This is a genomic window from Microbispora bryophytorum, from assembly GCF_006874465.1.
GTDB classification, from domain to species: Bacteria; Actinomycetota; Actinomycetes; order Streptosporangiales; family Streptosporangiaceae; genus Microbispora; species Microbispora bryophytorum.
This window is the reverse complement of sequence record NZ_VIRL01000006.1, coordinates 173489-197770: the sequence shown is the minus strand read 5'-3', so window position 1 is coordinate 197770 and position 24282 is coordinate 173489. Positions and strand designations below refer to the sequence as shown.

General features: G+C 70.7%; 23 protein-coding genes. 11 read left to right on the top strand and 12 right to left on the bottom strand.

What is annotated here, in order from left to right; genetic code table 11:
- The first annotated feature begins 55 nt into the window (after positions 1-55).
- Positions 56-994 (top strand): hypothetical protein, encoded by a 939-nt coding sequence (locus FLX07_RS14610; RefSeq protein ID WP_142571314.1) that lies wholly within the window; start codon positions 56-58, stop codon positions 992-994.
- Positions 995-1052: 58 nt separating this feature from the next.
- On the opposite strand, the gene FLX07_RS14605 is transcribed toward FLX07_RS14610, so the two are convergent.
- From FLX07_RS14605 to mshB, 4 genes are all read right to left on the bottom strand, one after another.
- A complete protein-coding gene (locus FLX07_RS14605) occupies positions 1053-1901 on the bottom strand; it encodes an MBL fold metallo-hydrolase (protein WP_223853173.1) in 849 nt (282 codons plus the stop codon).
- Positions 1902-2164: 263 nt separating this feature from the next.
- On the bottom strand, positions 2165-2602 hold the full coding sequence (locus tag FLX07_RS14600) for a hypothetical protein (protein WP_142571312.1): 438 nt from the start codon (positions 2600-2602) through the stop codon (positions 2165-2167).
- A gap of 65 nt (positions 2603-2667) precedes the next feature.
- Positions 2668-3099: a DUF6113 family protein gene (locus tag FLX07_RS14595; RefSeq protein WP_142571311.1), complete on the bottom strand. Its 432-nt coding sequence runs from the start codon at positions 3097-3099 to the stop codon at positions 2668-2670.
- Between the two features lie 10 nt (positions 3100-3109).
- Positions 3110-4015, bottom strand: a complete 906-nt coding sequence (gene mshB / locus FLX07_RS14590) for an N-acetyl-1-D-myo-inositol-2-amino-2-deoxy-alpha-D-glucopyranoside deacetylase (protein ID WP_142571310.1) — start codon at positions 4013-4015, stop codon at positions 3110-3112.
- A gap of 42 nt (positions 4016-4057) precedes the next feature.
- Between mshB and FLX07_RS14585 the strand changes: the two genes are divergently transcribed.
- Positions 4058-6115, top strand: a complete 2058-nt coding sequence (locus FLX07_RS14585) for a S9 family peptidase (protein WP_142571309.1) — start codon at positions 4058-4060, stop codon at positions 6113-6115.
- 1 nt (position 6116) lies between these two features.
- Here FLX07_RS14585 and FLX07_RS14580 read toward each other — a convergent pair whose 3' ends face one another.
- Both FLX07_RS14580 and FLX07_RS14575 read right to left on the bottom strand, forming a co-directional pair.
- Positions 6117-7877: an ABC transporter ATP-binding protein gene (locus FLX07_RS14580; protein ID WP_142571308.1), complete on the bottom strand. Its 1761-nt coding sequence runs from the start codon at positions 7875-7877 to the stop codon at positions 6117-6119.
- 2 nt (positions 7878-7879) lie between these two features.
- The gene (locus FLX07_RS14575) at positions 7880-9586 is read right to left on the bottom strand and encodes an ABC transporter ATP-binding protein (RefSeq protein ID WP_142571307.1); all 1707 of its coding nucleotides are present in this window, start codon (positions 9584-9586) and stop codon (positions 7880-7882) included.
- 100 nt (positions 9587-9686) lie between these two features.
- On the opposite strand from FLX07_RS14575, the gene FLX07_RS14570 reads away from it, so the two are divergent.
- Together FLX07_RS14570 and FLX07_RS14565 are read left to right on the top strand one after the other, a co-directional pair.
- Entirely contained in the window at positions 9687-9920 is a 234-nt protein-coding gene (locus FLX07_RS14570; RefSeq protein WP_142571306.1) for an RNA polymerase subunit sigma-70, read from the top strand.
- Complete coding sequence (locus FLX07_RS14565) at positions 9921-10478, top strand: Clp protease N-terminal domain-containing protein (protein ID WP_142571305.1); 558 nt, start codon at positions 9921-9923, stop codon at positions 10476-10478.
- Positions 10479-10484: 6 nt separating this feature from the next.
- Here FLX07_RS14565 and FLX07_RS14560 read toward each other — a convergent pair whose 3' ends face one another.
- The 5 genes from FLX07_RS14560 to FLX07_RS14540 form a co-directional block, all read right to left on the bottom strand.
- On the bottom strand, positions 10485-10835 hold the full coding sequence (locus FLX07_RS14560) for an STAS domain-containing protein (RefSeq protein ID WP_142571304.1): 351 nt from the start codon (positions 10833-10835) through the stop codon (positions 10485-10487).
- Between the two features lie 118 nt (positions 10836-10953).
- The gene (locus FLX07_RS14555; RefSeq protein ID WP_142571303.1) at positions 10954-11424 is read right to left on the bottom strand and encodes an STAS domain-containing protein; all 471 of its coding nucleotides are present in this window, start codon (positions 11422-11424) and stop codon (positions 10954-10956) included.
- Between the two features lie 159 nt (positions 11425-11583).
- Positions 11584-12324, bottom strand: a complete 741-nt coding sequence (locus FLX07_RS14550) for a succinate dehydrogenase/fumarate reductase iron-sulfur subunit (protein ID WP_142571302.1) — start codon at positions 12322-12324, stop codon at positions 11584-11586.
- Positions 12321-14243 (bottom strand): fumarate reductase/succinate dehydrogenase flavoprotein subunit, encoded by a 1923-nt coding sequence (locus FLX07_RS14545; RefSeq protein ID WP_142571436.1) that lies wholly within the window; start codon positions 14241-14243, stop codon positions 12321-12323. The genes FLX07_RS14550 and FLX07_RS14545 overlap by 4 nt, the downstream gene beginning before the upstream one ends.
- A 50-nt stretch (positions 14244-14293) precedes the next feature.
- The gene (locus FLX07_RS14540; RefSeq protein WP_229689750.1) at positions 14294-15097 is read right to left on the bottom strand and encodes a succinate dehydrogenase cytochrome b subunit; all 804 of its coding nucleotides are present in this window, start codon (positions 15095-15097) and stop codon (positions 14294-14296) included.
- Between the two features lie 196 nt (positions 15098-15293).
- Between FLX07_RS14540 and FLX07_RS14535 the strand changes: the two genes are divergently transcribed.
- The 7 genes from FLX07_RS14535 to FLX07_RS14505 all read left to right on the top strand — a co-directional run bounded on the left by FLX07_RS14535 (position 15294) and on the right by FLX07_RS14505 (position 23120).
- Positions 15294-16220 (top strand): LysR family transcriptional regulator, encoded by a 927-nt coding sequence (locus FLX07_RS14535; RefSeq protein ID WP_142571301.1) that lies wholly within the window; start codon positions 15294-15296, stop codon positions 16218-16220.
- 86 nt (positions 16221-16306) lie between these two features.
- Complete coding sequence (locus FLX07_RS14530; RefSeq protein ID WP_142571300.1) at positions 16307-17482, top strand: PP2C family protein-serine/threonine phosphatase; 1176 nt, start codon at positions 16307-16309, stop codon at positions 17480-17482.
- Positions 17479-19080: a sensor histidine kinase gene (locus FLX07_RS14525; RefSeq protein WP_142571299.1), complete on the top strand. Its 1602-nt coding sequence runs from the start codon at positions 17479-17481 to the stop codon at positions 19078-19080. Before FLX07_RS14530 ends, FLX07_RS14525 begins: the two co-directional genes overlap by 4 nt.
- A gap of 20 nt (positions 19081-19100) precedes the next feature.
- Positions 19101-19538 carry a response regulator gene (locus FLX07_RS14520; protein ID WP_142571298.1) on the top strand — a complete coding sequence of 146 codons (438 nt, stop codon included), beginning with the start codon at positions 19101-19103 and terminating at the stop codon, positions 19536-19538.
- A 147-nt stretch (positions 19539-19685) separates the two neighbouring features.
- The gene (locus FLX07_RS14515; RefSeq protein WP_142571297.1) at positions 19686-20471 is read left to right on the top strand and encodes a hypothetical protein; all 786 of its coding nucleotides are present in this window, start codon (positions 19686-19688) and stop codon (positions 20469-20471) included.
- A gap of 10 nt (positions 20472-20481) precedes the next feature.
- Positions 20482-22368 carry a fumarate reductase/succinate dehydrogenase flavoprotein subunit gene (locus FLX07_RS14510; protein WP_142571296.1) on the top strand — a complete coding sequence of 629 codons (1887 nt, stop codon included), beginning with the start codon at positions 20482-20484 and terminating at the stop codon, positions 22366-22368.
- Positions 22368-23120, top strand: coding sequence for a succinate dehydrogenase/fumarate reductase iron-sulfur subunit (locus tag FLX07_RS14505; protein ID WP_142571295.1), 753 nt, complete (start codon positions 22368-22370; stop codon positions 23118-23120). The genes FLX07_RS14510 and FLX07_RS14505 overlap by 1 nt, the downstream gene beginning before the upstream one ends.
- A 66-nt stretch (positions 23121-23186) precedes the next feature.
- On the opposite strand, the gene FLX07_RS14500 is transcribed toward FLX07_RS14505, so the two are convergent.
- Positions 23187-24239 carry a hypothetical protein gene (locus tag FLX07_RS14500; protein ID WP_142571294.1) on the bottom strand — a complete coding sequence of 351 codons (1053 nt, stop codon included), beginning with the start codon at positions 24237-24239 and terminating at the stop codon, positions 23187-23189.
- Positions 24240-24282 lie beyond the last annotated feature (43 nt).

Below are 24282 nucleotides of genomic sequence, written 5' to 3'. Positions count from 1 at the left end.
CTTCCGTAAATGCCCTGATTATGCGAGCGAAGCCCACTGGGAAAAGAATGCAGATGTGCCCTATGTTTCGCGTTTCCGCCCGCTTCCGCTCGCCGTGCTCGCCGCTGTCGCGCTCAGTGGGTGCCAGGCGAGCGGAACCGCCGCCGCAGTGGGCACCACTCTCACCGCGTCGCCCGTGCCGGACGGCGGGCAGGCGGCTCAGAAGGCGGTACGGACGGTCGAGAACGCGGTGTTCCCCCTGGACGCGTTCGAGCCGACACCCGAACAGCGAGCCCGGCTCGTCAACGCCGTACGCCATTCGGTGGCCCTGTGCACGAATAGGTTCGGAATGAAGGGATACGACGACACTCCGTTGCCACCGCAGCGCGACACGACGCCGAGAGCCCGCCGTTACCTGTTCGTCGATCCTGCCCTGGCCGCCCGTTATGGGTACGCCGTGCCGTTGCAGCCTCCCTCGCAGCAGCAGAAACCGCCAAGATCCACGAGAGCGGGCACGGGCCTGACCCCGATCGAAGAGCAGGCCGTCCTGAACGGACAGGGGCCGAAGACGGTCAGAGGCATCCGCGTGCCGGAGGGTGGCTGCATCGGGGCGGCGAACCGGCGCGTGATGAAAGGGGTCCCGCCCGACGCGGAGTGGCTGGTCGTCCGGCTGGGCATGCAGGCGTACGACAAGGCGCTCGCTGATCCCCGGGTGAAAGCGGTGAACACGGCGTGGAGCGCCTGCATGAAGAGGGCCGGCTACACCTACCCAACGCCCGTCAAGGCGTGGGAGGACCCGCGCTGGCGGAAACCGGGTGACACGCGGGAGGAGGCCACCGCGGCGGCGGACATGCGCTGCAAGCTGCAGGTGGACTATCTGATCGTGCGGCTGACGAGTGAGATCGATGCCCAGCGGACGATCGCAGACAGACACGGCCCCGAACTCCGGGCGTTCCGGCGGCAACTGCGGACGCGGCTGGCCAACGCCGCGGCGATGCTCGGAGAGCGGCCCTAGCCACGGCCGGAGCCACAGCCGGAGCCGCTCTCCCGCAAGCGCCATCCCGGCCGGCCCGTCAGGGGAGGGTACGGCTCTCGCCGACGGCGAGGTCCCACAGGTCGGCGGGGTCGAGGCCGCGCGACTCCCATACGGCGCGGGCCTCGCGCACGGGCTCCAGCAGCGGCTCGCCCGACAGCACGAACGTGCCCCAGTGCATGGTGGCCATCCGCCGCGCGCCCACGTCGAGGCAGCCCTGCACGGCCTGGGCGGGGTCGACGTGGGAGACCTTCATGAACCAGCGCGGCTCGTAGGCGCCGACCGGCATGAGAGCGAGGTCGATGCCCGGGTAACGCTCGCCGATCTGGGCGAACCGCTCTCCGTAGGCCGTGTCACCGGCGAAGTAGACCCGGCGCTCGCGTGAGGTGAGCACCCATCCGCCCCACAGGGTGCGGCAGGTGTCCCAGAGCGTACGGCGGCTCCAGTGGTGCGCCGGGACGAAGTCGAACGTCACGTCGCCGAGGCGGGCCGACTCCCACCAGTCCAGTTCGGTCACGTCGCGGAAGCCGCGCCGCCGGAACCACCCGCCGAGCTTGGCGGGTACGAAGACGGCCGTGTCCTTCGGCAGGCGGCGGATCGTCGGCGCGTCCAGGTGGTCGTAGTGGTTGTGGCTGATCACGATCGCGTCGACCTCGGGCAGGTCGGACCAGGCGACGCCGGGAGGGGTCAGCCGCTGGCGCACACCGGGGATCTTGCGGGACCACACCGGATCGGTCAGCACGGTCAGCCCGCCGATCTGGAGAACGAACGTCGCGTGGCCGACCCAGGTCACCACGGTCTCGGTCGCGGCGGCGCGGGGCAGGCCGACACGGTGGACGGGAATCTGGTCGCTGTCACCGATGTCGGGCCGCAGTTGCCCGTGCCACATGACACTGGTGACCTCGCGGAAGTCCGGGAGAGGGGCGGTCAGCCTGTCGGCGAAGCTGGACGGCCATCGGCGGGGTGTGGCAGGCGGAACAATCGGCGCACTCGGCGCTTTCGGAACGGGAGAAACGGGAATTTCTGTGGCTTCAGGGCTTTCCGGGTGAATCGTCTGCGACATGGGGAACTCCCTTCCGCTCTCCATGATCCCCGCGGAGCCGAAATTATTCCTCCTGCGACCGGTGGATTCCCTTCATGTTTCCTCCGCCTTCAGGTGGAATGTGACCTCCTTCGCCTTCTCCTCCACCAGGGATGCACGAGGGGATAACCACCGTCACCCAAACCGGCCATCCGTTCGAAAAGGTTCCACGAGGCCGGATGACCGCAGACGGCGTACGAGACGGCCGAGGCGAGCACGTACAGCACGAGCATGGGCAGGCCGACGCAGAACGCGTACTGGGTGGCGTGGCGCGACTCGTGGTCGAGCAGGCAGCCGGTGAGGTAGCCCTCCCTGTGCTTGGTCAGGATCACGTTGCCCACCGTGAACGCCCCGGCGACGGGGAACGGGATGCGGTAGCCGTGCGCGTAGACGAGGCCGCGCTCCCCCCTGTGGGTGCGGGCTCCGCCGATCCGCGCGATCAGCAGCCCGAGGGGCGTGGAGAGGTTGACGTAGTTGATGACCTGCCGGACCCGGTGCGACCGCCGCATGTCCCCAGGATCGGCGAGGGTCTGCGCCTATACAAGCAGGCAAGCACGGGCGAGCACAGGCAGGCTTAGGCCCGGCTGTACGAGGTGAGCAGCCACGAGTTCGTGGACCGGGTGACCACCACGGCGGCCGCCACGGCGACGGCGCCGCCGTACAGGTACCAGTAGCCGGCCGAATTGCCTGCGATGGCGAGGTCGCCGGCCTGCTGCGGCGTGGCCAGTAGGTACGAGACGAGGAGCCAGCCGACGGCGGGGACGAGCGCGCCCAGCCTTCCGCCCATCAGTCTGCCCATCGCGTACGGCACGGCGAACAGGGCGGCCAGCCAGGCGATCGCGGCGACCGGCACCTGCCCGGCGTACCACGCGTGCTGGAAGCCCCCTACGACGCCGAGCACCACGCCCAGCAGGAAGAGCATGCCGTACGCCGCACCGGTCACGGCCCCGGCCAGCGGGCCGGGAACGTCATCGCTCTCGACGGCGACCTGCGTCTCCTGGGTCATACCGCCCAACTTAGCCGATGTCGGCGAACAGGTCGGTCTCCCGGTTGTACGGCTCGCCCAGGCCGCCGACCTCGGGCGGAGCGCCGATGCCGGGCCGCCCGGCAACCCCCGCACGCAGGATGAAGTGCTCGACCCCGAGTGCCTGCTGGCCGACGTTGTTGGACAGCGCGAACCACGGGGCGTCCACGTCGATCTGCGTCGCGTGCGCCCGCATCGCGTCGAGCTTGGCCTCCACGTAGGGCCGCGCGTCGATCTCCGTCGTCACGTCCTCGTCGGCGCATCCCGGCATGTCGTCGATCGACTCGGGCACCAAGAAGTCGACGCCGGCCTCGCGCATGGTCTCGATGGTCCACCGCAGCACCGATCTGGGCATGGCGGTGAGGTAGAACTTGGCGATCCGCCACGGCTCCCCGCCGGGGAACGCGGGGTCGGCGGCCAGCTCGAAGGCCCGCCAGGCGACGCGGTGCGCCTGGATGTGGTCGGGATGGCCGTAGAAGCCGTTCTCGTCGTAGGTGACGAGGACCTGGGGCCTGACCTCGCGGATCACCGCGACCAGCTCGCCCGCGGCCTCGTCGAGGTCGGCCCGCCAGAAGCAGCCGGGGCGGTCGTTGGTCGCCGCGCCCATCATGCCCGAGTCGCGCCAGCGGCCGGCCCCGCCCAGGAACCGGTGATCGGTGACGCCGAGCGCCTTGCACGCCGAGGCCAGCTCGCCGATGCGGTACTGACCGAGGCTGTCGTCCCTGTCGGCGGCGTGGTGGGCGAGCTCCGCCGGGATGACCTCGCCCTCCTCCCCCAGGGTGCAGGTCACGAGCGTCACGTGCGCGCCCTCGGCGGCGTACTTGGCCATGGTCGCCCCGGTGCCGATCGTCTCGTCGTCGGGGTGGGCGTGCACGAGCAGCAGGCGACGGTCAGTCATGCGTCCGAGGGTAGTGCCCTCGTGCTGGCAGTATGAGGAGCTATGACGGAGAGCTTCCCGCGGTTGCATGCCAGGACCCGGCGGTTCACCCTCGGGGTGCCGCGCAACTTCACGATCTCCCCTGACGGCGGTCGGGTGACCTTCCTCAGGACGCGGTCGGGCACCGATCCGGTGACCTGCCTGTGGGAGCTGGACGTCGCGTCCGGAGCCGAGCGGCTCGTCGTCGATCCCCTCGCGCTGGGGGCCGCCGACGAGGACCTGCCGCCGGAGGAGCGCGCCCGCCGCGAGCGGTCGCGGGAGTCGGCGGGCGGCGTGGTGGCGTACGCCACGGACCGTGCGGTCCGGCAGGCCGTCTTCGCGCTGTCGGGCGAGCTCTACCTGGCCGGTCTCGCCTCGGGCGAGGTGCGGCGGCTCCCGGCGGCCGGGCCGGTCATCGACCCCCGGCTCGACCCCACCGGCGCGCGGGTCGCGTACGTCACGGGCGGCGCCCTGCACGTGCTGGACATCTCCACCGGCACGGACACCGGCGCGGAAACACTACTTGCCGAGCCGGAGAACGACCTGGTCACCTACGGCCTCGCGGAGTTCATCGCGGCCGAGGAGATGGAGCGGATGCGCGGCTACTGGTGGTCGCCCTCCGGCGACCGCCTGCTCGTCGCCCGGGTGGACGAGTCTCCGGTGCCGCTGTGGCACATCGCCGACCCGGCCAACCCCGATCGTCAGCCCGTCCCGCAGCGCTATCCCGCCGCCGGCACGGCCAACGCCGAGGTCACGCTGCACGTCATCGGCCTGGACGGCGCGCGTACGGCGGTGCCGTTCGAGCAGGAGTACCTGGTGACGGCGGCCTGGGACGCGCACGGCCTCGCCATCGTCACGCTCGCACGCGACCAGCGGACCATGCGCCTGCTGTCGGCCGACCCGGACACGGGCGAGACGACGCTCCTGCGCGAGGACACCGACCCGGCCTGGGTGGACATCGTCGCCGGCGTCCCGGCCCGCCTGTCCGACGGGACGCTCGTGTGGGTGGCCGACGCCGACGGCGGCCACCGCCTCGTGGTCGGCGACGAGCCGGTCACGCCGCCGTCCCTGCAGGTGCGCGCGGTGCTCGACGTCGACGGCGACACCGTGCTCTTCCAGGCGAGCGGCGAGCCCACCGAGATCCATCTGTGGACCTACTCCGCGGGCATCGTCAGCGCCGTCACGACAGAGCCGGGCATCCACTCCGGCCGCCGGGCGGGCGGCGTGACGCTCGTCGCCCGGCAGAGCCTCGACAGCGAAGGCATGGCGGTGACCGTCGGGTCGGCGTCGATCAATAACCTGGCCGAGCGCCCGGGTCTGGAGCCGCGGGTGTCGCTCGTCCGGGCGGGTTCGCGCGACCTGTCCACGGCGATCCTGCTGCCCTCGTGGCACGTGCCCGGTTCGGGTCCGCTGCCCGTCCTGATGGACCCGTACGGCGGCCCGCACGCCCAGCGCGTGCTGTCGGCCCGGCGGATGTTCCTGGAGTCCCAGTGGTGGGCCGAGCAGGGCTTCGCCGTGATCGTGGCCGACGGGCGGGGCACGCCGGGGCGCGGCCCGGCCTTCGAGCGCGAGATGCTGCACGACTTCACGATCTCGCTGCAGGACCAGGTGGACGCCCTCCAGGGCGCGGCGGCCCTGCACCCGGACGACCTCGACCTGTCCCGGGTGGCGATCCGGGGCTGGTCGTTCGGCGGCTACCTCGCCGCGCTCGCCGTGCTGCGCCGCCCGGACGTGTTCCATGCCGCGGTCGCCGGGGCGCCGGTCACCGACTGGCGCCTGTACGACACCTGCTACACCGAGCGCTACCTCGGCCACCCGGACGAGGGGCACTACGAGCGCTCCTCCCTTCTCGGTGACGCCGAGAAGCTGGAGCGCCCGCTGCTGCTGATCCACGGCCTGGCCGACGACAACGTGGTCGCCGCGCACACGCTGCGGCTGTCGTCGGCCCTGCTCGCGGCCGGCCGCGCGCACACCGTGCTCCCCCTGTCGGGCGTCACCCACATGACGCCGCAGGAGGTCGTCGCCGAGAACCTGCTGCTCCTGCAGCTCGACTTCCTCAAGAAGTCGCTCGGCCTGAGCTGAGTCAGCGGGCGGTGCCGTGCCAGCTGTCCCACAGCGCGGCATAGGCACCGCCCGCGGCCACCAGGTCGTCGTGGGAGCCCAGCTCGCTGATCCGGCCGTCCTCGACCACGGCCACCCGGTCGGCGTCGTGCGCGGTGTACAGCCGGTGCGCGATGGCGATGACCGTACGGCCCTCCAGAACGGCCGCGAGCGACCGCTCAAGGTGGCGGGCGGCCCGCGGATCGATCAGCGACGTGGCCTCGTCGAGGACGAGCGTGTGCGGGTCGGCCAGCACCAGCCGGGCGAGCGCGAGCTGCTGCGCCTGGGCCGGGGAGATCGCCGTGCCGCCCGAGCCCACCGCCGTGTCCAGGTCCTCGCCGGATCCATTGCCCAGGGCCGCCACCCACTCCCAGGCGTCCACGGCCTCCAGCGCGCGGCGCACCTCGGCGTCCGAGGCATCGGGCCTGGCGATCAGGAGGTTGTCGCGCAGCGTCCCCCGGAACACGTGGTGCTCCTGGGTGACCAGGGCGACGTGCCCGCGCAGCTCGTCGAGCGGCAGCTCGACCAGCGGCACCCCGCCGACCGTGACCGACCCGCTCCCCGGCCCGTGCACCCCGGCGATGAGACGGCCCAGCGTCGACTTGCCCGCCCCCGAGGGCCCGACCATGGCCAGGCGCTCCCCCGGTCGTACGTCGAGGTCGATGCCGTGCAGCACGTCGCGGCCCTCGCGGTAGGCGTACCGCACGCCGCTGACCTTCAGCTCCTCCCCCACCGGCCGGGTGTCGCCGGTGACCCGGTCGTCGGGCACGTCGGCCACGCCCAGCAGCCGGGCCATCGAGGCCCCGCCGACCTGGAGCTCGTCCACCCACGACAGCAGCCGGTCGAGCGGGTCGATGAGCTGCTGCACGTAGAGCGTGGCGGTCGTCACCTGGGCCACCGTCACCCAGCCCTCGATGGACAGCAGCCCGCCGATGAGCAGGGTCGCCACGACCGGGATCACGTAGCCGAACTCCACGGCCGGAAACCACACCATGCGCAGGCCCAGGGTGTACCGCTCGGCGGCGAACGACCGCGCGATGTCCCGGTCCGTACGGTCCCGGCGGCGGCCCTCCAGCCCCAGCGCCTCGATCGTGCGCGCGCCCTCGACGGTCTCGGCCAGGCCCTCGGTCATGTCGGCGTACGCCGCGTTCTCCCGCAGGTAGCCGTCCCTGGCGCGGTTGAGGTACCACCGGGTGGCGCCCCACAGCAGCGGCACGGCGACCAGCGACGGCACCGCCATCACCGGCCCGACGAGGATCACCGCGCCGACGACGAAGACGCCGGTCACGATCGCGATCAGCGTCTCGGGCACGGCGTGCCGCACGCTCCGGGACAGCGCGTCCACGTCCCTGGACGTGCGGGTGATGAGGTCGCCGGAACCGGCCCGCTCGACCGTCGAGAGCGGCAGCGCCAGCACCCGGCCGACGAAGTCCTCCCTCAGCTCGGCCAGCACCTTCTCGCCCAGCCGCGACGACGCGTACACGGCGAACCTGACCAGCACGGCCTGCGCGGCCACGAAGGCCCCGATGGCCAGGGCGACGGCGTCCACGCGCAGGTCGGTCCGGCCCTTGGCCAGGCCCTCCACCAGGTCGCCGAGCATGCGGGGCGCGACGAGCCCGGCGGCCGCCGCCAGCGCGTGCAGGGCCAGCGCGAGGCCCAGCTGGCGGGGGTACTTCAGCGTCAGCCGCCGTGCGTAGGCGCGCACCTGCGCCCTGTCGGCGACCGGCAGGATCTCCCGGGCCATGCTCAGTCCTCCCCTCGCGTCAGCTCGCGTGTGACGGTGGCCCGGTAGGCGGGCTCGGTCTCCAGCAGCGCCCGGTGGGTGCCCTCGGCCCGCACCACGCCGCCCTCGACGTACAGCACGTGGTCGGCCCGGTCGAGCACGAGCGGGCTGGTCGTGCAGACCAGGGTCGCGCGGCCGGCCCGCGCCTTGCCCAGCCGTTCGGCGACGCGTGCCTCCGTGTGCGCGTCGACGGCGCTGGTGGGCTCGACCAGGATCAGGATCTCCGGGTCGGCGATCAGCGCCCGGGCCAGCCGCAGCCGCTGCTGCTGGCCGCCGGAGAACTCCCGGCCCGACTCGGCCACGTACGCGTCCAGGCCCTCGGGCAGCGCCGCCACGATGTCCTCGGCGCACGCGGCGTACAGCGCCTGGCGGACGTCCTCGTCTCCGGCCGTGCCCCGCACGTCGAGCTCGTCGCGCAGCCGTCCGCTGAACAGCCGCGCGCCGTTGTCGGCCACCAGGATGTGCCGCCTGGCCTCGGCGAGCGGCAGGTCCGCCAGCGGCGCGCCGCCGACGGTGACGTCGCCGGGGGCGAACCTGCCCAGGCGGTCGGCGATGGCGAGTGCGTCCTGCGGCGCGGCCGCCGCGAGCGCCGTGAGCCGGCCGGGCCGGACCTCGGCCCTCGACCCGCCGTCGCGCAGCGTGCCCTCGCCCGTGAAGAAGCGGCCGCCGCCGCCCGCGATCTCGGGCTCCAGCGACAGGATGCGGCAGACGCGGCGCGCCGCCACGTGCCCTTTGGTCAGCTTGTCCGCGGCCTCGGTCAGCGTACGCAAAGGCGCGATCAGGAAGACCGCGTAGCCGTAGAACGCGACGAGCTGACCGGGCGTGATGCGGCCGTCGAGCGCGAAGTGCGCGCCGAGCCAGGTCACACACGCGATCAGCACGCCGGGCAGCAGGATCTGCGCGCCCTCCAGCAGGGACTCCACCGAGGCCACCCGCACACCCGCCTGCCGTACGCGCTGCGATTCCTCGCGGTAGCGCGCGGCGAAGACCTGTTCGCCGCCGACGCCGCGCAGCACCCGCAGGCCGGCCACGATGTCGGCGGCCCGGGTGGCCAGGTCGCCCTGCAGGTCGCGTTGCTCGTGCTGGCGCCGGTGCAGCGGCTTGAGCAAAGGACCCACCGCGGCCGCCATCAGCGGCACTCCGACCAGCACGACCAGGCCCAGCGGAACCGAGGTGGCGAGGAGGATCACGGTCACCGCGACGATGGCGACGGCCGCGCCGGTCCCGCGCAGGAGGATGTCCATGGCGTTGCCGATGTGCGCGATGTCGGAGTTGCCCACGCTGACGACCTCGCCCGTCGACAGGCGTTTCGGCAGCGTCGCCCCGAGCCTGGCCGCCTGCCGTACGGTCACCTGCACGGTGCGGTAGGCCGCCGACAGCCAGGCGAAGACGGCGAAGCGGTGGCGCATGACACCGGCGACCGCCTGGACCACGCCGAGACCGAGCACCACCGCCGACCATCTGAGCAGCGTGCCCGCGTCCCGCGCGGCCATCGCGTCGATCGCCTTGCCCAGGGCCGCCGGCACGAGCGCCTGCCCCAGCCACCACAGCACCGCCAGGCCGGCTCCGATCAGCATCGGGGCGGCCTGGCTGCGCGCCACCCACCACAGGTAGCGCAGCGGCCCGCGGGCGTCGGGAGTGCCGGGGTCGGCCACAGGAAGAGAGCGCATGGTCGTTCCAGCGTCGCAAAAACGCAGGTCGAGGGGCAAACCGTTTTCCTCGGCGTCAACCATGGTTGACACAAGGGCGATGTCAACCTATGTTGACGACATGAGCGATACGGCACAACTGGCGAGCGACGCCGGCAGCCGCGATCCAGCCGTCGGCCTGCGGGCCGTACGGGCGCTGCGGCTCCTGGTGGAACGGCTCGAAGCGCTGCAGGTCGACAACGCCCGCACCGCGGGGTGGTCGTGGCAGGACATCGCGCTCCTGCTCGGGGTGTCCCGGCAGGCGGTGCACAAGAAGTACGCGGGCGGACGAGGACTGCTGAGACGGGAGAAGTAGATGCTTGAGAGGTTCACCGAAGACACCCGGCAGGTCGTCGTACACGCCGAGGAGCAGGCCAGGGAACTCCGGCACGGGCAGGTGGGCACCGAGCACCTGCTGCTCGGCCTGCTGAGCCGCCCGGAGACGCTGTCCGCCCGGCTCCTCGCGGCGCGGGGCGTCGATCACGCGCGGGTGCGGGCGGAGGTCGTCCGGATCGTCGGCAACGCGACGGGCGGGGACATCGACGCCGAGGCTCTGGAGACGATCGGCATCGACCTGTCGGCCGTCCGGGAGAAGATCGAGGAGGTCTTCGGCGTCGGCGCTCTCGACCGGGACCCGCGCCGCGGCCGTCGGGGCGGTCTCCTCAGCGGGCGCCGGGCCCCGTTCAGCCCCCGGGCCAGGAAGACGCTCGAACTCGCGCTGCGCGAGGCCATCGCGCTCAAGAGCAAGGACATCCGCGACGGGCACATCCTCCTCGGCGTCATCCGGGAGGGCGAGGGCCTCGGCGTCCGCATCCTGACCGACGCCGCGGTCGACCTGTCCGAGCTCCGGGCGGAGATCAGGAGCGGCCTGTGACCGGCGTCAGTCGTCCAGGGTTTCCAGGGCGTCCGCGAGGGTCTCGTAGATGGGGAACGCCGCGTGCAGCCCGGTCACCGTGAGGATCCTGCGGAAGACGCCCCGAACGCCGGCGAGCTTCATGAACCCGCCCGCCTCCACGGCACGGTCGTGCGCCTCCAGCAGAAGCCGCAGGCCCATGGAGTCGCAGAAGGTCAGCTCGGAGGCGTCCACGACCAGCCGGGTGCCGCCCTCCTCCGACAACTTGCCGAACACGGTGCTCAGCCGCTCGCCGGAGATCACGTCCAGCTCACCGGTCAGAGTGACGAGAGTGTGCGTCGCCTCATGGCTCACCGTGACGCCAAGTCTCGTCGTCATCGCCTGTCCTCATCCCGAAAGATCTTCCTCTTTGGAGATCTACAGAGAAGTTACACCCCTACTTACCCCGCCAGGCGGAAGGAGGCAAGGAGGACGGTACGGCAGGGGCCGGCAGCGCTCAGCGGTCGCCGGCGGTCTCGTACAACCCGCCGGGATCAGAGCCCGAGCCGGGGTCGGAGCCCGAGCCGGGGTCGCCGCCGGACCGGGAGTGGCGCGGCCCGGCGTCCGCCGCGAGGCGGAGCGCCTCGGCGACCGACGGGTGCTGTTCGAACACGTTGCGCAGACCGGTGATCGTCAGCACCCGGCGCAGCACGCCCTGCACGCCGCTCAGGATCAACCGGACGTTCATGGCCTGGCCGCGCTGCAACGCGGAGATCAGCTCGCTCAGCCCGCGCGAGTCGCAGAACTCCAGCTCGGCGACGTCGATCACGAGGACGGACGTCCCCGGCGACTCCCAGACCCGGTCCAACTCGCCGTGGAGCAGGTGAACGGTGCCGGCGTCCAGATCGCCTTCCACACGCACGACGACGGCCGCGCCGTGGACTGCGGACGCGACCTTCAAGGTCGAACGTGGACCTGACACGGGCATGCTCACTCCCTCGCCTGCGGGGACACGGCAGGCGCGTTACGCCAACGCAAATCACACGTTACCCGGGAGGAGGCGTGATTATGTTTCCGGCGGCGACGACACGGCCGGCGTGATGCGTGCGCCGGCCGTGCGTTCGCTCGGATACTACTTGTCGCGTGACTACTTCGAGGCGGCCTTGAGGTAGTCGGCGTTCATCTGAGCGATCGTGTCGAGCGGGATGCCCTTGGGGCACACCGCCGTGCACTCGCCGGTGTTGGTGCAGCCGCCGAAGCCCTCGGCGTCCATCTGCTCGACCATCGCCCTGGCCCGCGACTCGCGCTCCGGCTGGCCCTGCGGCAGCAGGCTCAGGTGCGTGATCTTCGCCGCGGTGAACAGCGAGGCCGAGCCGTTCGGGCAGGCCGCGACACACGCGCCGCAGCCGATGCAGGTGGCGGCGTCGAAGGCGGCGTCGGCGGCGGCCTTCGGCACCGGGACGGAGTGCGCCTCCGGGGCGGACCCGGCGGGAACGGAGATGAAGCCGCCCGCCTGGATGATCCGGTCGAACGCCGACCTGTCCACGACGAGGTCCTTGACCACCGGGAACGCCGCGGCCCGCCACGGCTCGATGGTGACGACGTCGCCGTCCTTGAAGTGCCGCATGTGCAGCTGGCAGGTCGTGGTGAGCTTCTGCTCGCCGTGCGCGACGCCGTTGATGACCATGCCGCACATGCCGCAGATGCCCTCGCGGCAGTCGTGGTCGAAGGCGACCGGGTCGTCGCCCTCCAGGATCAGCCGCTCGTTGAGGACGTCGAGCATTTCCAGGAACGACATGTCCGGAGAGACGTCTTCGACCCGGTAGGTCACCATCCGTCCCTTGTCCGACGAGCCGTTCTGCCGCCAGATCTTGAGGGTCAGGTTCACTTGTAGCTCCGCTGGGTCATCTTGACGTACTCGTAGTTCAGCTCTTCCTTGTGCAGGACCGGGCCCTCCGGGGTCCACTCCCACGCGGCGACGTAGGCGAAGTTCTCGTCGTCGCGCAGCGCCTCGCCGTCCGCGTCCTGCGACTCGGCCCGGAAGTGACCGCCGCACGACTCCGTACGGTGCAGGGCGTCGATGCACATCAGCTCGGCGAGCTCGAAGAAGTCGGCCACCCGGCCGGCGCGTTCGAGCGCCTGGTTGAGCCCCTCGGGGTCGCCCGGCACCTTGACGTTGTTCCAGAACTCCTCGCGCAGCTCGGGAATGCGCTCCAGCGCCTTGCGCAGCGACTCCTCGGTGCGCTCCATGCCGCAGTAGTCCCACATGATCCGGCCGAGCTCCCGATGGTAGGAGTCGGCGGTGCGGTTGCCGTTCACGGACAGGAGCTTGTCGATCTTGTCCTGCACGGCCTTCCTGGCCTCCGCGACGTCGCCCTCCTCGACCGGTCCGAACGTGCCGGCTCCGGCGAGGTAGTCGCCGATCGTCGTGGGCAGCACGAAGTAGCCGTCCGCGAGGCCCTGCATGAGGGCGGAGGCGCCCAGGCGGTTCGCGCCGTGGTCGGAGAAGTTGGCCTCGCCGACCACGAACAGCCCGGGGATGGTCGACTGCAGGTCGTAGTCCACCCACAGCCCGCCCATCGTGTAGTGGACGGCCGGGTAGATGCGCATCGGCACCTCGTACGGGTTCTCGCCGGTGATGCGCTCGTACATCTCGAAGAGGTTGCCGTACTTCTTCTCGACGGCCTCCCGGCCCATCCGCCTGATGGCGTCGGCGAAGTCGAGGTAGACGCCGAGCCCGCCGGGACCGACGCCGCGGCCCTCGTCGCAGACGTTCTTGGCGGCGCGGCTGGCGATGTCACGCGGCACGAGGTTGCCGAACGCCGGGTAGATGCGCTCCAGGTAGTAGTCGCGCTCGTCCTCGGGGATGTCGCCGGGAGCCCGGCCGTCGCCCTTGCGCTTCGGCACCCACACCCGGCCGTCGTTGCGCAGCGACTCCGACATCAGCGTCAGCTTCGACTGGTGGTCGCCGCTCTGCGGGATGCAGGTCGGGTGGATCTGCGTGTAGCAGGGGTTGCCGAAGTGGGCGCCCTTCTTGTGCGCCCGCCAGATCGCCGTGGTGTTGCAGCCCTTGGCGTTGGTGGACAGGTAGAACACGTTGCCGTAGCCGCCGCTGGCGAGCACGACCGCGTCCGCGAGGTGGGTCTCGATCTCGCCGGTGACCATGTCGCGGACCACGACGCCCCGGGCCCGGCCGCCGCTGACGATGAGCTCCAGCATCTCGTGACGGGTGTGGACCTCCACGTTCCCCGCCGCGACCTGCCGCTCCAGCGCCTGGTAGGCGCCGAGCAGGAGCTGCTGGCCCGTCTGGCCGCGGGCGTAGAAGGTGCGCGACACCTGGGTGCCGCCGAACGACCGGGTGTCGAGCAGGCCGCCGTACTCACGGGCGAACGGCACGCCCTGCGCCACGGCCTGGTCGATGATGTTCACGCTGACCTGGGCGAGGCGGTAGACGTTCGACTCGCGGGCGCGGTAGTCGCCGCCCTTCACGGTGTCGTAGAACAGCCGGTAGACGCTGTCGCCGTCGCCGCGGTAGTTCTTGGCGGCGTTGATGCCGCCCTGCGCGGCGATGGAGTGGGCCCGCCGGGGCGAGTCCTGGTAGCAGAACGACTTGACCTTGTATCCCAGCTCGCCGAGCGTGGCCGCGGCGGAGCCGCCGGCCAGGCCGGTGCCGACGACGATGACGGTCAGCTTGCGCTTGTTGACCGGGTTGACCAGCTTGGCCGAGAAACGGCGCTTGTCCCAGCGCTCCTCGATGGGCCCCTCCGGTGCCTTGGTGTCCCGGATGGGCTCGCCCACCCGGTACATCCCCGGGAGGCTCACGTGCTCCTCCTGCTGCTGGGCGCGGCGGCGGAACTTCACTTGACCACTCCGATCAGAATGCAGACGGGCGCGGCGACGAACCCGAGCACCAGCACCGCGGAGACCGCGACGGCGGTCTTCTGCAGCAAGCCGCGGACGCGGGGGCGGCGGGTCAGGCCGAGCGACTGGAACGCGCTCCACAGGCCGTGGCGCAGGTGCAGGCCGATCATCACCATGGCGACGAGGTAGAACAGCGCCACCCACCAGCGGTCGGGCTGGAAGCCGGCGATCATGCGGTCGTACGGCGTGGCGTCGCCACCCTTGGGGTTCACGGTGCCGAAGGTCATGTCCAGCAGGTGCCAGACCACGAACAGCACGATGATCACGCCGCCGTACCGCATGGTCTGCGCGGCATACCCGTTGGCCTGCGACTTCCGCTTGGCCGCGTACTTCACGGGCCGCGCCTTGGCCGCCCGGCGGGCGAGCGACACCGCCGCCCACATGTGCAGCACGACGCAGACCACGAGCACGATCTCGGTGATCGTCAACAGAGTCCGGTTCGGCAGCGCGGGCGAGCCCACGGTGCGCAACCAGTCGGCATAGTGGTTGAAGGAGTCGGCACCCAAGAAGATCTTGAGGTTGCCCAGCATGTGGCCGATCAAAAAGAGCACGAGAACCGCGCCGGTGACGGCCATGACGGCCTTCCTGCCGGCCGAGGTGCCGAGCAGACCGCGCCGGGCGGGCGTACGCGGCGCGGGCCCCGCGGGCTTGCGAGGTGCGTTGTGCGTGGGAACCGGAGCGGTCGCCGACCCGCGATCCACGGATGCGGAGTCCACAGAATGGTCAACAGTGGCTGTCACGAATCCACACGCTAGGTTTGCCACTTTCAGACGTCCAAGTCATGGCAGGCCTGGTTTCGATAGCCCGCGGCTATGCGCTCTGTCCCACGCGGTTTCCCAGAGCCGAAGGTCCCGTGGGGGTGCGACCAATCTCACACCTTGTCCCCACGACGGGGGCGCATCGAGCCGGCTTCGGCGATAGCCGTAGCCTATTGATGTGCAGCTCCAGCAACTGGCCTACTTCCTGGCCGTGGCCGAGACGCGGCACTTCACCCAGGCCGCGGAACGGATGCGCGTCGCCCAGCCATCGCTGAGCAAGCAGATCAAGAGTCTCGAGACCGAGCTGGGGGCTCCCCTGTTCAGCCGGGCCCGGGGCAACGTCACGCTCACCGCGGCGGGTGAGGCGCTGCTCCCGCTCGCGCGCCGGATGCTCGCCGACGCGGACACCGCGCGGCGCGAGGTCGCCGAGCTCGCCGGGCTGCGGCGGGGGCGGGTGCGCCTCGGCGCGACCCCCTCGCTGTGCGCCGGGCTGCTGGCCGACGCGCTGGCCCGCTTCCACCGCGACTACCCGGGCGTGGAGCTGAAGGTCGAGGAGGGCGGGTCCCGCGACCTCGTCCGCGACCTCGCCCGGGGCCAGCTCGACCTGGCCCTGATCATCCTGCCGCTGCAGAGCAGCGACCCGTCCCTCGTGACCCGGGAGATCCTGAGCGAGAACCTCGTCGTGGCCTCCGCGTCGGCGCCGGGGCGCAGGTCGTACATGCGGATCGAGGACCTGCGCGGGCGGCCCATGGTCATGTTCCGCAGGGGCTACGACGTGCGCGAGGCGACGCTGGCGGCCTGCCGGCAGGCGGGGTTCGAGCCGCGCTTCTCGGTGGAGGGCGGGGAGATGGACGCGGTGCTGCGGTTCGTCGAGGCGGGGCTGGGCATCGCCGTGGTGCCCTCGATGGTGCTGGAGAACCGCCCGGCGCTGACGGGCACGCCGTTGCTGCCCGGGCTGCGCCGTACGGTGGCCCTCGCCCACCGCAAGGACGTGGAGCCGACCCGGGCGGCGCAGGCCTTCCGCGGGACGCTGTTGTCGTTCCTCGGCGAGGCCGCGCGTGAGGGAACCCTTCCCCAGGGAATAGAGGCGCTCGTTGACGAGTGAGCCCCGACCGAGCGGTCCCCAGACGATAGGTTCTGTCCACAGATGCTGCACAACGATGATGCTGCTGACGCTGACGAGAGGCGTTCGTGACCCCGGTCTCCCCTGATCTGCCCGATCCGCTCACCCTCCTGCTGGTCGAGGACGACGCCGGTGACGCGTTTCTCGTCGAGGAGTTGCTGGCGGGCGCCGAGAGGCCGCCGAAGATCACCTGGGCGCGGACGCTGGCCGAGGGACGCGCGCGGCTCACCGACGACGTGCAGTGCGTGCTCGTCGACCTCTCCCTTCCGGACGCGTCCGGGCTCGAGGCGCTGCAGCAGGTCCTCGCCATGGCCCCGGACACGGCGGTGCTCGTCCTCACGGGGCTCGGCGACGCGCACGTCGGCATCGAGGCGGTCGCCGCCGGAGCACAGGATTTCCTGGTCAAACAGGACATCGACGCCCGGCTGCTGATCCGTGCCATCCGCTACGCCATCGAGCGCAAGCGCGCCGACCTCGCCATGCGCGAACTCCTGCAGGAACGCATCGTCAGCAAGGAGAACTCCCGGCTCGAACGCGGCCTGCTGCCCGTCCCCCTGCTCGATCCCCAGCTCCTCCATCACCAGACCCGCTACCTGCCCGGACGTACGGGCGGGCTGCTGGCCGGCGACTTCTGGGACACCGTGCAGACGCCCGACGGGGCGGTGCACGTGCTGATCGGCGACGTGTGCGGGCACGGGCCCGACGAGGCCGCCCTCGGCACGGCGCTCCGCATCGCCTGGCGCACGCTCGTGCTGGCCGGGCAGACCGGCAACGACGTGCTGCGCACGCTCGACACGCTGCTGCGGCACGAGCGCAAGTCGCCGGAGATCTTCACCACGATGTGCACCGCGACCATCGCCCCCGACCTGACCACCGCCCGCCTGCACGTGATCGGTCACCCGCCGCCGCTGCTGCTGCGCGACGGCGTGCTCGGCGTGGTCACCGAGACGCCGTCCGGCCCGCCACTCGGGATCTTCCGGGACATCGTGTGGACGCCCATCGACGTCGCCCTGGGCGAGCGGTGGTCGCTGCTGCTCTACACCGACGGACTGATCGAGGCGACGGTCGGCGAGAACCGCGACCTGCTCGGCACCGAGGGGCTCGCGAACCTGATCCGCGCCCAGGCGGGAATCGACCTCGACCGCATCATCGCCAGTCTCGACGGCGCCATGCACGACGACGTCGCGGCCGTCCTCGTCTCCCGCGGCCATGACAAGCAGGACGTACGGGAGAGCAGGGCATGAGCGCGCCGGAGCCCACGGGAAAGCCGCAGTCGGCGCCGGACCCGCTGCCCCCGCTGACGCCGTCCGCGCGGGGCGCGCGCCTGCCGGTCAGCCGGTGGTTCGTGCTCGCCGGAGCGGGCGTCCTGCTCATCTTCGTGATCGCGGTCAGCGCCATCCTGCTCGCGCTCATCACGACGCAGGAGGCCCGGCGGACCCTCGTGGACGCGGTCGACCCCGCCGCCCTGCAGACGCTGCGCGTCGCCCGGGCCGTGCAGACACAGGAGGGCGCGATCCGCGGGTACGGGCTCACCGGCGAGCGGCAGTACCTCGACACCTACCACCGGGGGATCGCCGAGGAGCGCTCGGCGACCGACGAGATCGCCAGGCTCGCCCCGCAGTTACCCCAGGGATACGGCGTACGCCGCCAGATCCGCGAGATCACCGACGCCACGGGCGCGTGGCGGCGCGACTACGCCGAGCCCGTGGTCGCGCGGACCGACGAGAGCGGTCCTGGCCGGCTCACCGACCTGGCCAAGGACAACCTCCAGCGCTTCTCGGCGGTCAGGAGCGCGCTCGACACGCAGCAGGCACTGCTGGGACGGCTGCACGACACCGCCAGAGATCGGCTCTACTCCGGCTGGAACACCATTTATGCGGCGGTCGCCGCGCTGGTCTGCGCGATGGTGCTGGCGATCGTGTTCTGCGCGCTGATCGTGCGCCGGGCGGTCACCGGCCCTGTCGCGCGGCTGACCCGGCAGGTCCGGGCGGTGGCGGCGGGCGACTTCGACCACGAGCTCGGGGTCGAGCGGCCGGCCGAGCTGTGGGAGCTGTCGGGGCACATCGACGGAATGCGCCACCGGATCATGACCGAGTGGCAGTCGTCCGTCGAGGCCCGCCGGCAGATCGCCGAGCAGGCCGAGGAGCTCAAGCGGTCCAACCGCGAGCTGGAGCAGTTCGCCTACGTGGCCAGCCACGACCTGCAGGAGCCGCTGCGCAAGGTGGCGAGCTTCACCCAGATGCTGGAGCAGCGCTACGCCGACCGGCTCGACGACCGCGCCCGGCAGTACATCGCCTTCGCGGTCGACGGCGCCCACCGCATGCAGTTGCTCATCAACGACCTGCTCGACTTCTCGCGGGTGGGCCGGGTCGGCGACGAGCGGGAGGAGCTGGACACCGGCGACGCGCTGGCCCATGCCCTGCGCAACCTCGACACCCGGCTTTCGGAGACCGGCGCGACCGTCACCCACGACGACATGCCCAAGGTCGTCGGCAACCGCACGCTGCTGACCCAGCTCTTCCAGAACCTCGTCGGCAACGCGCTCAAGTTCCGCTCCGAGGAGCCGCCCCGCGTCCACGTCGGCGTACGGCGGGACGGCGACGTGTGGGAGTTCAGCTGCTCGGACAACGGGATCGGCGTCGAGCCGAAGTACGCCGACCGCATCTTCCTGATCTTCCAGCGTCTGCACCCGAGGGACGTCTATCCCGGGACGGGCATCGGACTGGCCCTGTGCCGCAAGATCGTCGAATATCATGGCGGCCGGATCTGGCTCGACACGAGCGAGGGCACCGGAGCCACGTTCCGCTGGACCCTGCCGGCCTTGGGAGACCCTGATGAGTGAACGCCGATGAGTGAGCGCCGATGAGTGAGTTCCGCCCGATCGAGGTCCTCCTGGTCGAGGACGACCCGGGCGACGTCCTGCTCTGCCAGGAGGCGTTCTCCTACAACAAGGTCGGCAACAACCTCCACGTGGTCAACGACGGCGAGCAGGCGCTGGCCTTCCTGCGCTCGGAGGGGAAGTACGACTCGGTGCCCCGGCCCGATCTGGTGCTGCTCGACCTCAACCTGCCGCGCGTGAACGGTTTCGAGGTGCTGGAGGAGGTCAAGAAGGACCCCTCGCTGCGGAGCATCCCCGTTGTGATCCTCACCACGTCGGAGGCCGAGCAGGATATCCTGCGGGGATACAACCTGCACGCTAACGCGTACATCACAAAACCCGTAGATTTCGACCAGTTCACCCGGGTAGTACGGCAGATCGACGAGTTCTTCGTGACCGTGGTCAAACTGCCGGGGAAGTGACCGAGATCACAGAGGGGAGGAGTGACCCTCCTCACACTTCGTGATGTGCTCGTCGTAATGTGTGCCCCACCAATAACGCGCACGGCCTGAGCAGTACGGCGCGGTCGCTCCGGCGTGCGCGGAGTCAGTGAGGGTGGAAGGTCTCCGATGACCCAGACAACGGCCGAGAGCGCGGCAAGGAAACAACGCGCCCAGATCAGGGTGCGCACTCTAAGAACCGACCGATGGTGGCTGGCTCCGGCGTTCACGTTCGCCGGACTCCTGTTGTTCTTGATTTACGGATTTTGGGCGATCTTCGACAAGAGCTACTTCGTCGATCCGTACATTGCGCCCTTCTCGTCGCCGTGTCTGGCGACGTCCTGCCCCGAGGGGGCCCGGCTGTTCGGGCTCGCCCCGTTCGGCGACTGGTACACGTTGCCGCCCGGGATACTGATCCTCGGCCTGCCGGGCGGTTTCCGGCTCACCTGCTACTACTACCGCAAGGCCTACTACCGGTCGTTCTGGCTGTCGCCGCCGGCGTGCGCCGTGGCCGAGCCGCACGGGAAGTACACCGGTGAGACGCGTCTGCCGCTGATCCTGCAGAACATCCACCGCTACTTCTTCTACCTGGCCATCGTCATCGGCCTGATCCTGACGTACGACGCGGTGCTCGCGCTGGTGCACAAGCCCGCCGGGCTGGGCAGCTGGATCCTGCTCGTGAACGCGGCCCTGATTCTCTGCTACACGTTCGGCTGCCACTCGTGCCGTCACATCACCGCCGGGCGCCTGACCCACTTCTCCAGGCACCCGCTGCGCTACAAGGCGTGGACCCTGGTCTCGAAGCTCAACGCCAGGCACCAGAAGTTCGCCTGGGCCTCGCTGTTCTCGGTCATGATCGCCGACCTGTACGTGCGGCTCGTCGCCATGGGCGTCATCAACTTCCCGTTCGCATAAGGATTTTCAAGTGGAGCGTCACGAATACGACGTCGTCGTCATCGGGGCCGGTGGAGCGGGCCTCCGCGCGGCGATCGAGGCGCGGCAGCAGGGCAAGCGGACGGCGATCGTCTGCAAGTCGCTGTTCGGCAAGGCCCACACGGTCATGGCCGAGGGCGGCGCCGCCGCCGCGATGGGCAACGTCAACAGCAGCGACAACTGGATGGTGCACTTCCGCGACACCATGCGCGGAGGCAAGTTCCTCAACAACTGGCGCATGGCGGAGCTGCACGCCAAGGAGGCCCCGGACCGGGTCTGGGAGCTGGAGGCCTGGGGCGCGCTGTTCGACCGCACCAAGGACGGCAAGATCAGCCAGCGCAACTTCGGCGGCCACGAGTACCCGCGCCTCGCCCACGTCGGCGACCGCACCGGCCTGGAGCTGATCCGCACCCTCCAGCAGCGCGTCGTCGCCCTGCAGCAGGAGGACGAGAAGCTGCACGGCGACCCCGAGGCGTACATCAAGGTCTTCGCCGAGTGCACGATCACCCGGCTGCTGAAGGATGGGGACGCGATCTCCGGGGCCTTCGGCTACTGGCGGGAGACGGGCGACTTCATCCTCTTCGACGCCCCCGCCGTGGTGCTGGCCACCGGCGGCATCGGCAAGTCGTACGTCGTCACGTCGAACTCCTGGGAGTACACCGGTGACGGTCACGCGCTGGCCCTGCTCGCCGGCGCGAAGCTCATCAACATGGAGTTCATCCAGTTCCACCCGACCGGCATGGTCTGGCCCCCGTCGGTGCGCGGCATCCTGGTGACCGAGTCGGTGCGCGGCGACGGCGGCGTCCTGCGCAACTCCGAGGGCCGCCGCTTCATGTTCGACTACATCCCGGACGTGTTCAAGGACAAGTACGCCACGACCGAGGAGGAGGCGGACCGCTGGTACGACGACCAGGCCAACAACCGCCGTCCGCCGGAGCTGCTGCCCCGTGACGAGGTGGCCAGGGCGATCAACGCCGAGGTGAAGGCCGGGCGCGGGTCACCGCAGGGCGGCGTGTTCCTCGACGTGTCCACCCGCCTGCCCGCCGCTGAAATCACCAGGCGGCTGCCGTCGATGCACCACCAGTTCAAGGAGCTGGCGGACGTCGACATCACCAAGGAGCCCATGCAGGTCGGCCCGACCTGCCACTACATCATGGGCGGCGTCGAGGTGGACGCCGACACCGGCGCGGCGTCGGTCCCGGGCCTGTTCGCGGCCGGCGAGGTCTCCGGCGGCATGCACGGCTCCAACCGCCTCGGCGGCAACTCGCTGTCCGACCTGCTGGTGTTCGGCCGCCGGGCCGGCGCGGGAGCCGCGGGATACGTGGACGGGCTGGCCAAGCGGCCGTCCGTGACCGGCGTCGAGGAGGCCAAGGCCGAGGCCCTGGCCCCGCTGGAGCGGACCGGCGGGGAGAACCCGTACGAGGTCCACCACGAGCTGCAGCGCACGATGAACGACCTGGTCGGCATCATCCGCAAGTCCGAGGAGATCAGCGAGGCCCTCCAGGTCGTCGAGAAGCTCAAGGAGCGGGCCAAGAACGCCGCCTCCTCGGGCAGCAGGATCTACAACCCCGGCTGGCACCTCGCGCTCGACCTGCGCAACATGCTGCTGGTCAGCGAGTGCGTGGCGAAGGCCGCGCTGCTGCGGGAGGAGAGCCGCGGCGGTCACACCCGCGACGACTTCCCCGGCATGTCGGCCGGCTGGCGGCGCAAGCTGCTGGTCTGCTCCGCGAAGCCGGACGGCACGTCCGTCACGGTCGAGGAGAGGGCCCAGCCGTCCATGCGGGGCGACCTCATCGGTCTGTTCGAGCGCTCCGAGCTGGAGAAGTACCTCACCGAGGAAGAGCTGGCGGAATACGACGCCGCGGTCAAGGAGTCGTGATGGGATACAAGGCGAAGTTCCGCATCTGGCGCGGCGAGGGCGGCGAGGGCCGCCTGGAGGACTTCACCGTCGAGGTGAACGAGGGCGAGGTCGTCCTCGACGTCATCCACCGGCTCCAGGCCACGCAGACCCCCGACCTCGCGGTCCGCTGGAACTGCAAGGCCGGCAAGTGCGGCTCGTGCTCGATGGAGATCAACGGCAGGCCCCGGCTGGGCTGCATGACCCGGATGTCCACCTTCGAGGAGAGCGAGACCATCACGGTCACGCCGCTGCGGACGTTCCCGGTCATCAAGGACCTGGTGACGGACGTGTCGTTCAACTACCAGAAGGCCCGCGAGGTCCCGTCGTTCACGCCGCCCGCGGACGTGAAGCCGGGCGAGTACCGCATGCAGCAGGTCGACGTCGAGCGCTCGCAGGAGTTCCGCAAGTGCATCGAATGCTTCATGTGCCAGAACGTCTGCCACGTGATCCGCGACCATGAGGAGAACAAGCCGAACTTCTCCGGCCCGCGGTACTTCATCCGGATCGCGGAGCTCGACATGCACCCGTACGACGTGGCGGAGCGCAAGGAGCCGGCGCAGGAGGAGCACGGCCTCGGCTACTGCAACATCACCAAGTGCTGCACCGAGGTCTGCCCCGAGCACATCAAGATCACCGACAACGCGATCATCCCGATGAAGGAACGCGTCGTCGACCGGAAGTACGACCCGCTGGTCTGGCTGGGCTCGAAGATCTTCAAGCGTCAGCGCTGAGCCTCTGACAGCTGAGTACCCGACAAAGGCGCCGATCGGTCCGTCCGATCGGCGCCTTTCTGTTCGTCAGCGCTGGGTGGTCGGGTCCTCGCCCTGGGGCGGCTGCGGAAGATGGCCGGGCCGGGTGGCCTCGCTCCATACCCCGGCCTGGGCCTCACCGACCGCCTGGCTCCAGGGATCGGCCGCGCCCTGGGGCGCCGGGGCCTGGCCCGGGTACTGCTGGGCCTGCGCCTGCTGCTGCGCCTGCAGCTGGGCGGGGTCGGCCACCGGATACCCGTACGGCTGGGCGTAGCCGTACGGCACCGGGTAGCCGTAGGGCTGCTGCGGATAGCCCACGGTGTAGGGCTGGACGGGCACGAAACCCATCATCGGGGCGTAGCCGGGGGTCGCCGCCGGGTAGGCCGCCGCCTCGGGAGCCGGCGTCCGCGCCGCGGCCGGGCCGCCCCGCCGCACCGCGGCGGCGTGCGCCATCCTGCGCAGCCGGCCTTCGAAGATCAGCCAGGCGATCAGCGCGATGCCCACGAGCACCCCGGCGGGGATGGCGAGCCGGTGGGCCAGCGTCGGTTTGTCGTACTCGGGAGACGCGTTGCGGATCTCGATCGGCACCGTCTCGGGATCGGGCTGCTCGAACGTCACGCCCGTGCTGGGGGTCTGCTGCGCCGTGTCCGGCGTCGGCTCGGCCGACGCGGGGGGCAGGCTCACCTGCCCGTCGTCCGCCGGGCTCGGGGTCGGACTCGGGATGGACATGTCAGACGGCGTGGGGAACGTCTGCGTCGACTGCGGCGGGTTCTGCTCCGAGGTGGCCGCGGGGGGAGCGGTCGTCGTCGTGACCGGCTTGGGGGTCTTGGTCTTGGTCTGCGTCGGCGTCGGCGTGATGGTGACGGTCTTGGTCACCACCGGCTCGGCCGTGGGGCTCGCGTTCGCCGAGGCGGTGGCCGGCGGCGTCTGGGTGACGGTGACCGTGACCACGGCACACTGGGGGTCCACAGCGGGGTCGCACGGCTCCACCGGATCGGCGTTGGCGCCGATCACCGGACCCACGGCCACGATCGCCAGCGTGGCGATGGCCACCGAGGCGACAGCCGAGGACGCGGCTCTCATGTACACGCGTCCAATCACCGTTCGCCTCCTGTCGGCCCGGCTTCGAGGTCAGGACCGATTG

Bases quoted from the DNA above. Each gene is read 5' to 3' on its own strand.
- FLX07_RS14605 (WP_223853173.1), bottom strand. From the start codon at position 1,901: ATGTGGCACGGGCAACTGCGGCCCGACATCGGTGACAGCGACCAGATT.
- FLX07_RS14600 (WP_142571312.1), bottom strand. From the start codon at position 2,602: ATGCGGCGGTCGCACCGGGTCCGGCAGGTCATCAACTACGTCAACCTC.
- FLX07_RS14595 (WP_142571311.1), bottom strand. From the start codon at position 3,099: ATGACCCAGGAGACGCAGGTCGCCGTCGAGAGCGATGACGTTCCCGGC.
- mshB (WP_142571310.1), bottom strand. From the start codon at position 4,015: ATGACTGACCGTCGCCTGCTGCTCGTGCACGCCCACCCCGACGACGAG.
- FLX07_RS14585 (WP_142571309.1), top strand. From the start codon at position 4,058: ATGACGGAGAGCTTCCCGCGGTTGCATGCCAGGACCCGGCGGTTCACC.
- FLX07_RS14580 (WP_142571308.1), bottom strand. From the start codon at position 7,877: ATGGCCCGGGAGATCCTGCCGGTCGCCGACAGGGCGCAGGTGCGCGCC.
- FLX07_RS14575 (WP_142571307.1), bottom strand. From the start codon at position 9,586: ATGCGCTCTCTTCCTGTGGCCGACCCCGGCACTCCCGACGCCCGCGGG.
- FLX07_RS14570 (WP_142571306.1), top strand. From the start codon at position 9,687: ATGAGCGATACGGCACAACTGGCGAGCGACGCCGGCAGCCGCGATCCA.
- FLX07_RS14565 (WP_142571305.1), top strand. From the start codon at position 9,921: ATGCTTGAGAGGTTCACCGAAGACACCCGGCAGGTCGTCGTACACGCC.
- FLX07_RS14560 (WP_142571304.1), bottom strand. From the start codon at position 10,835: ATGACGACGAGACTTGGCGTCACGGTGAGCCATGAGGCGACGCACACT.
- FLX07_RS14555 (WP_142571303.1), bottom strand. From the start codon at position 11,424: ATGCCCGTGTCAGGTCCACGTTCGACCTTGAAGGTCGCGTCCGCAGTC.
- FLX07_RS14545 (WP_142571436.1), bottom strand. From the start codon at position 14,243: ATGTACCGGGTGGGCGAGCCCATCCGGGACACCAAGGCACCGGAGGGG.
- FLX07_RS14525 (WP_142571299.1), top strand. From the start codon at position 17,479: ATGAGCGCGCCGGAGCCCACGGGAAAGCCGCAGTCGGCGCCGGACCCG.
- FLX07_RS14520 (WP_142571298.1), top strand. From the start codon at position 19,101: ATGAGTGAGTTCCGCCCGATCGAGGTCCTCCTGGTCGAGGACGACCCG.
- FLX07_RS14515 (WP_142571297.1), top strand. From the start codon at position 19,686: ATGACCCAGACAACGGCCGAGAGCGCGGCAAGGAAACAACGCGCCCAG.
- FLX07_RS14505 (WP_142571295.1), top strand. From the start codon at position 22,368: ATGGGATACAAGGCGAAGTTCCGCATCTGGCGCGGCGAGGGCGGCGAG.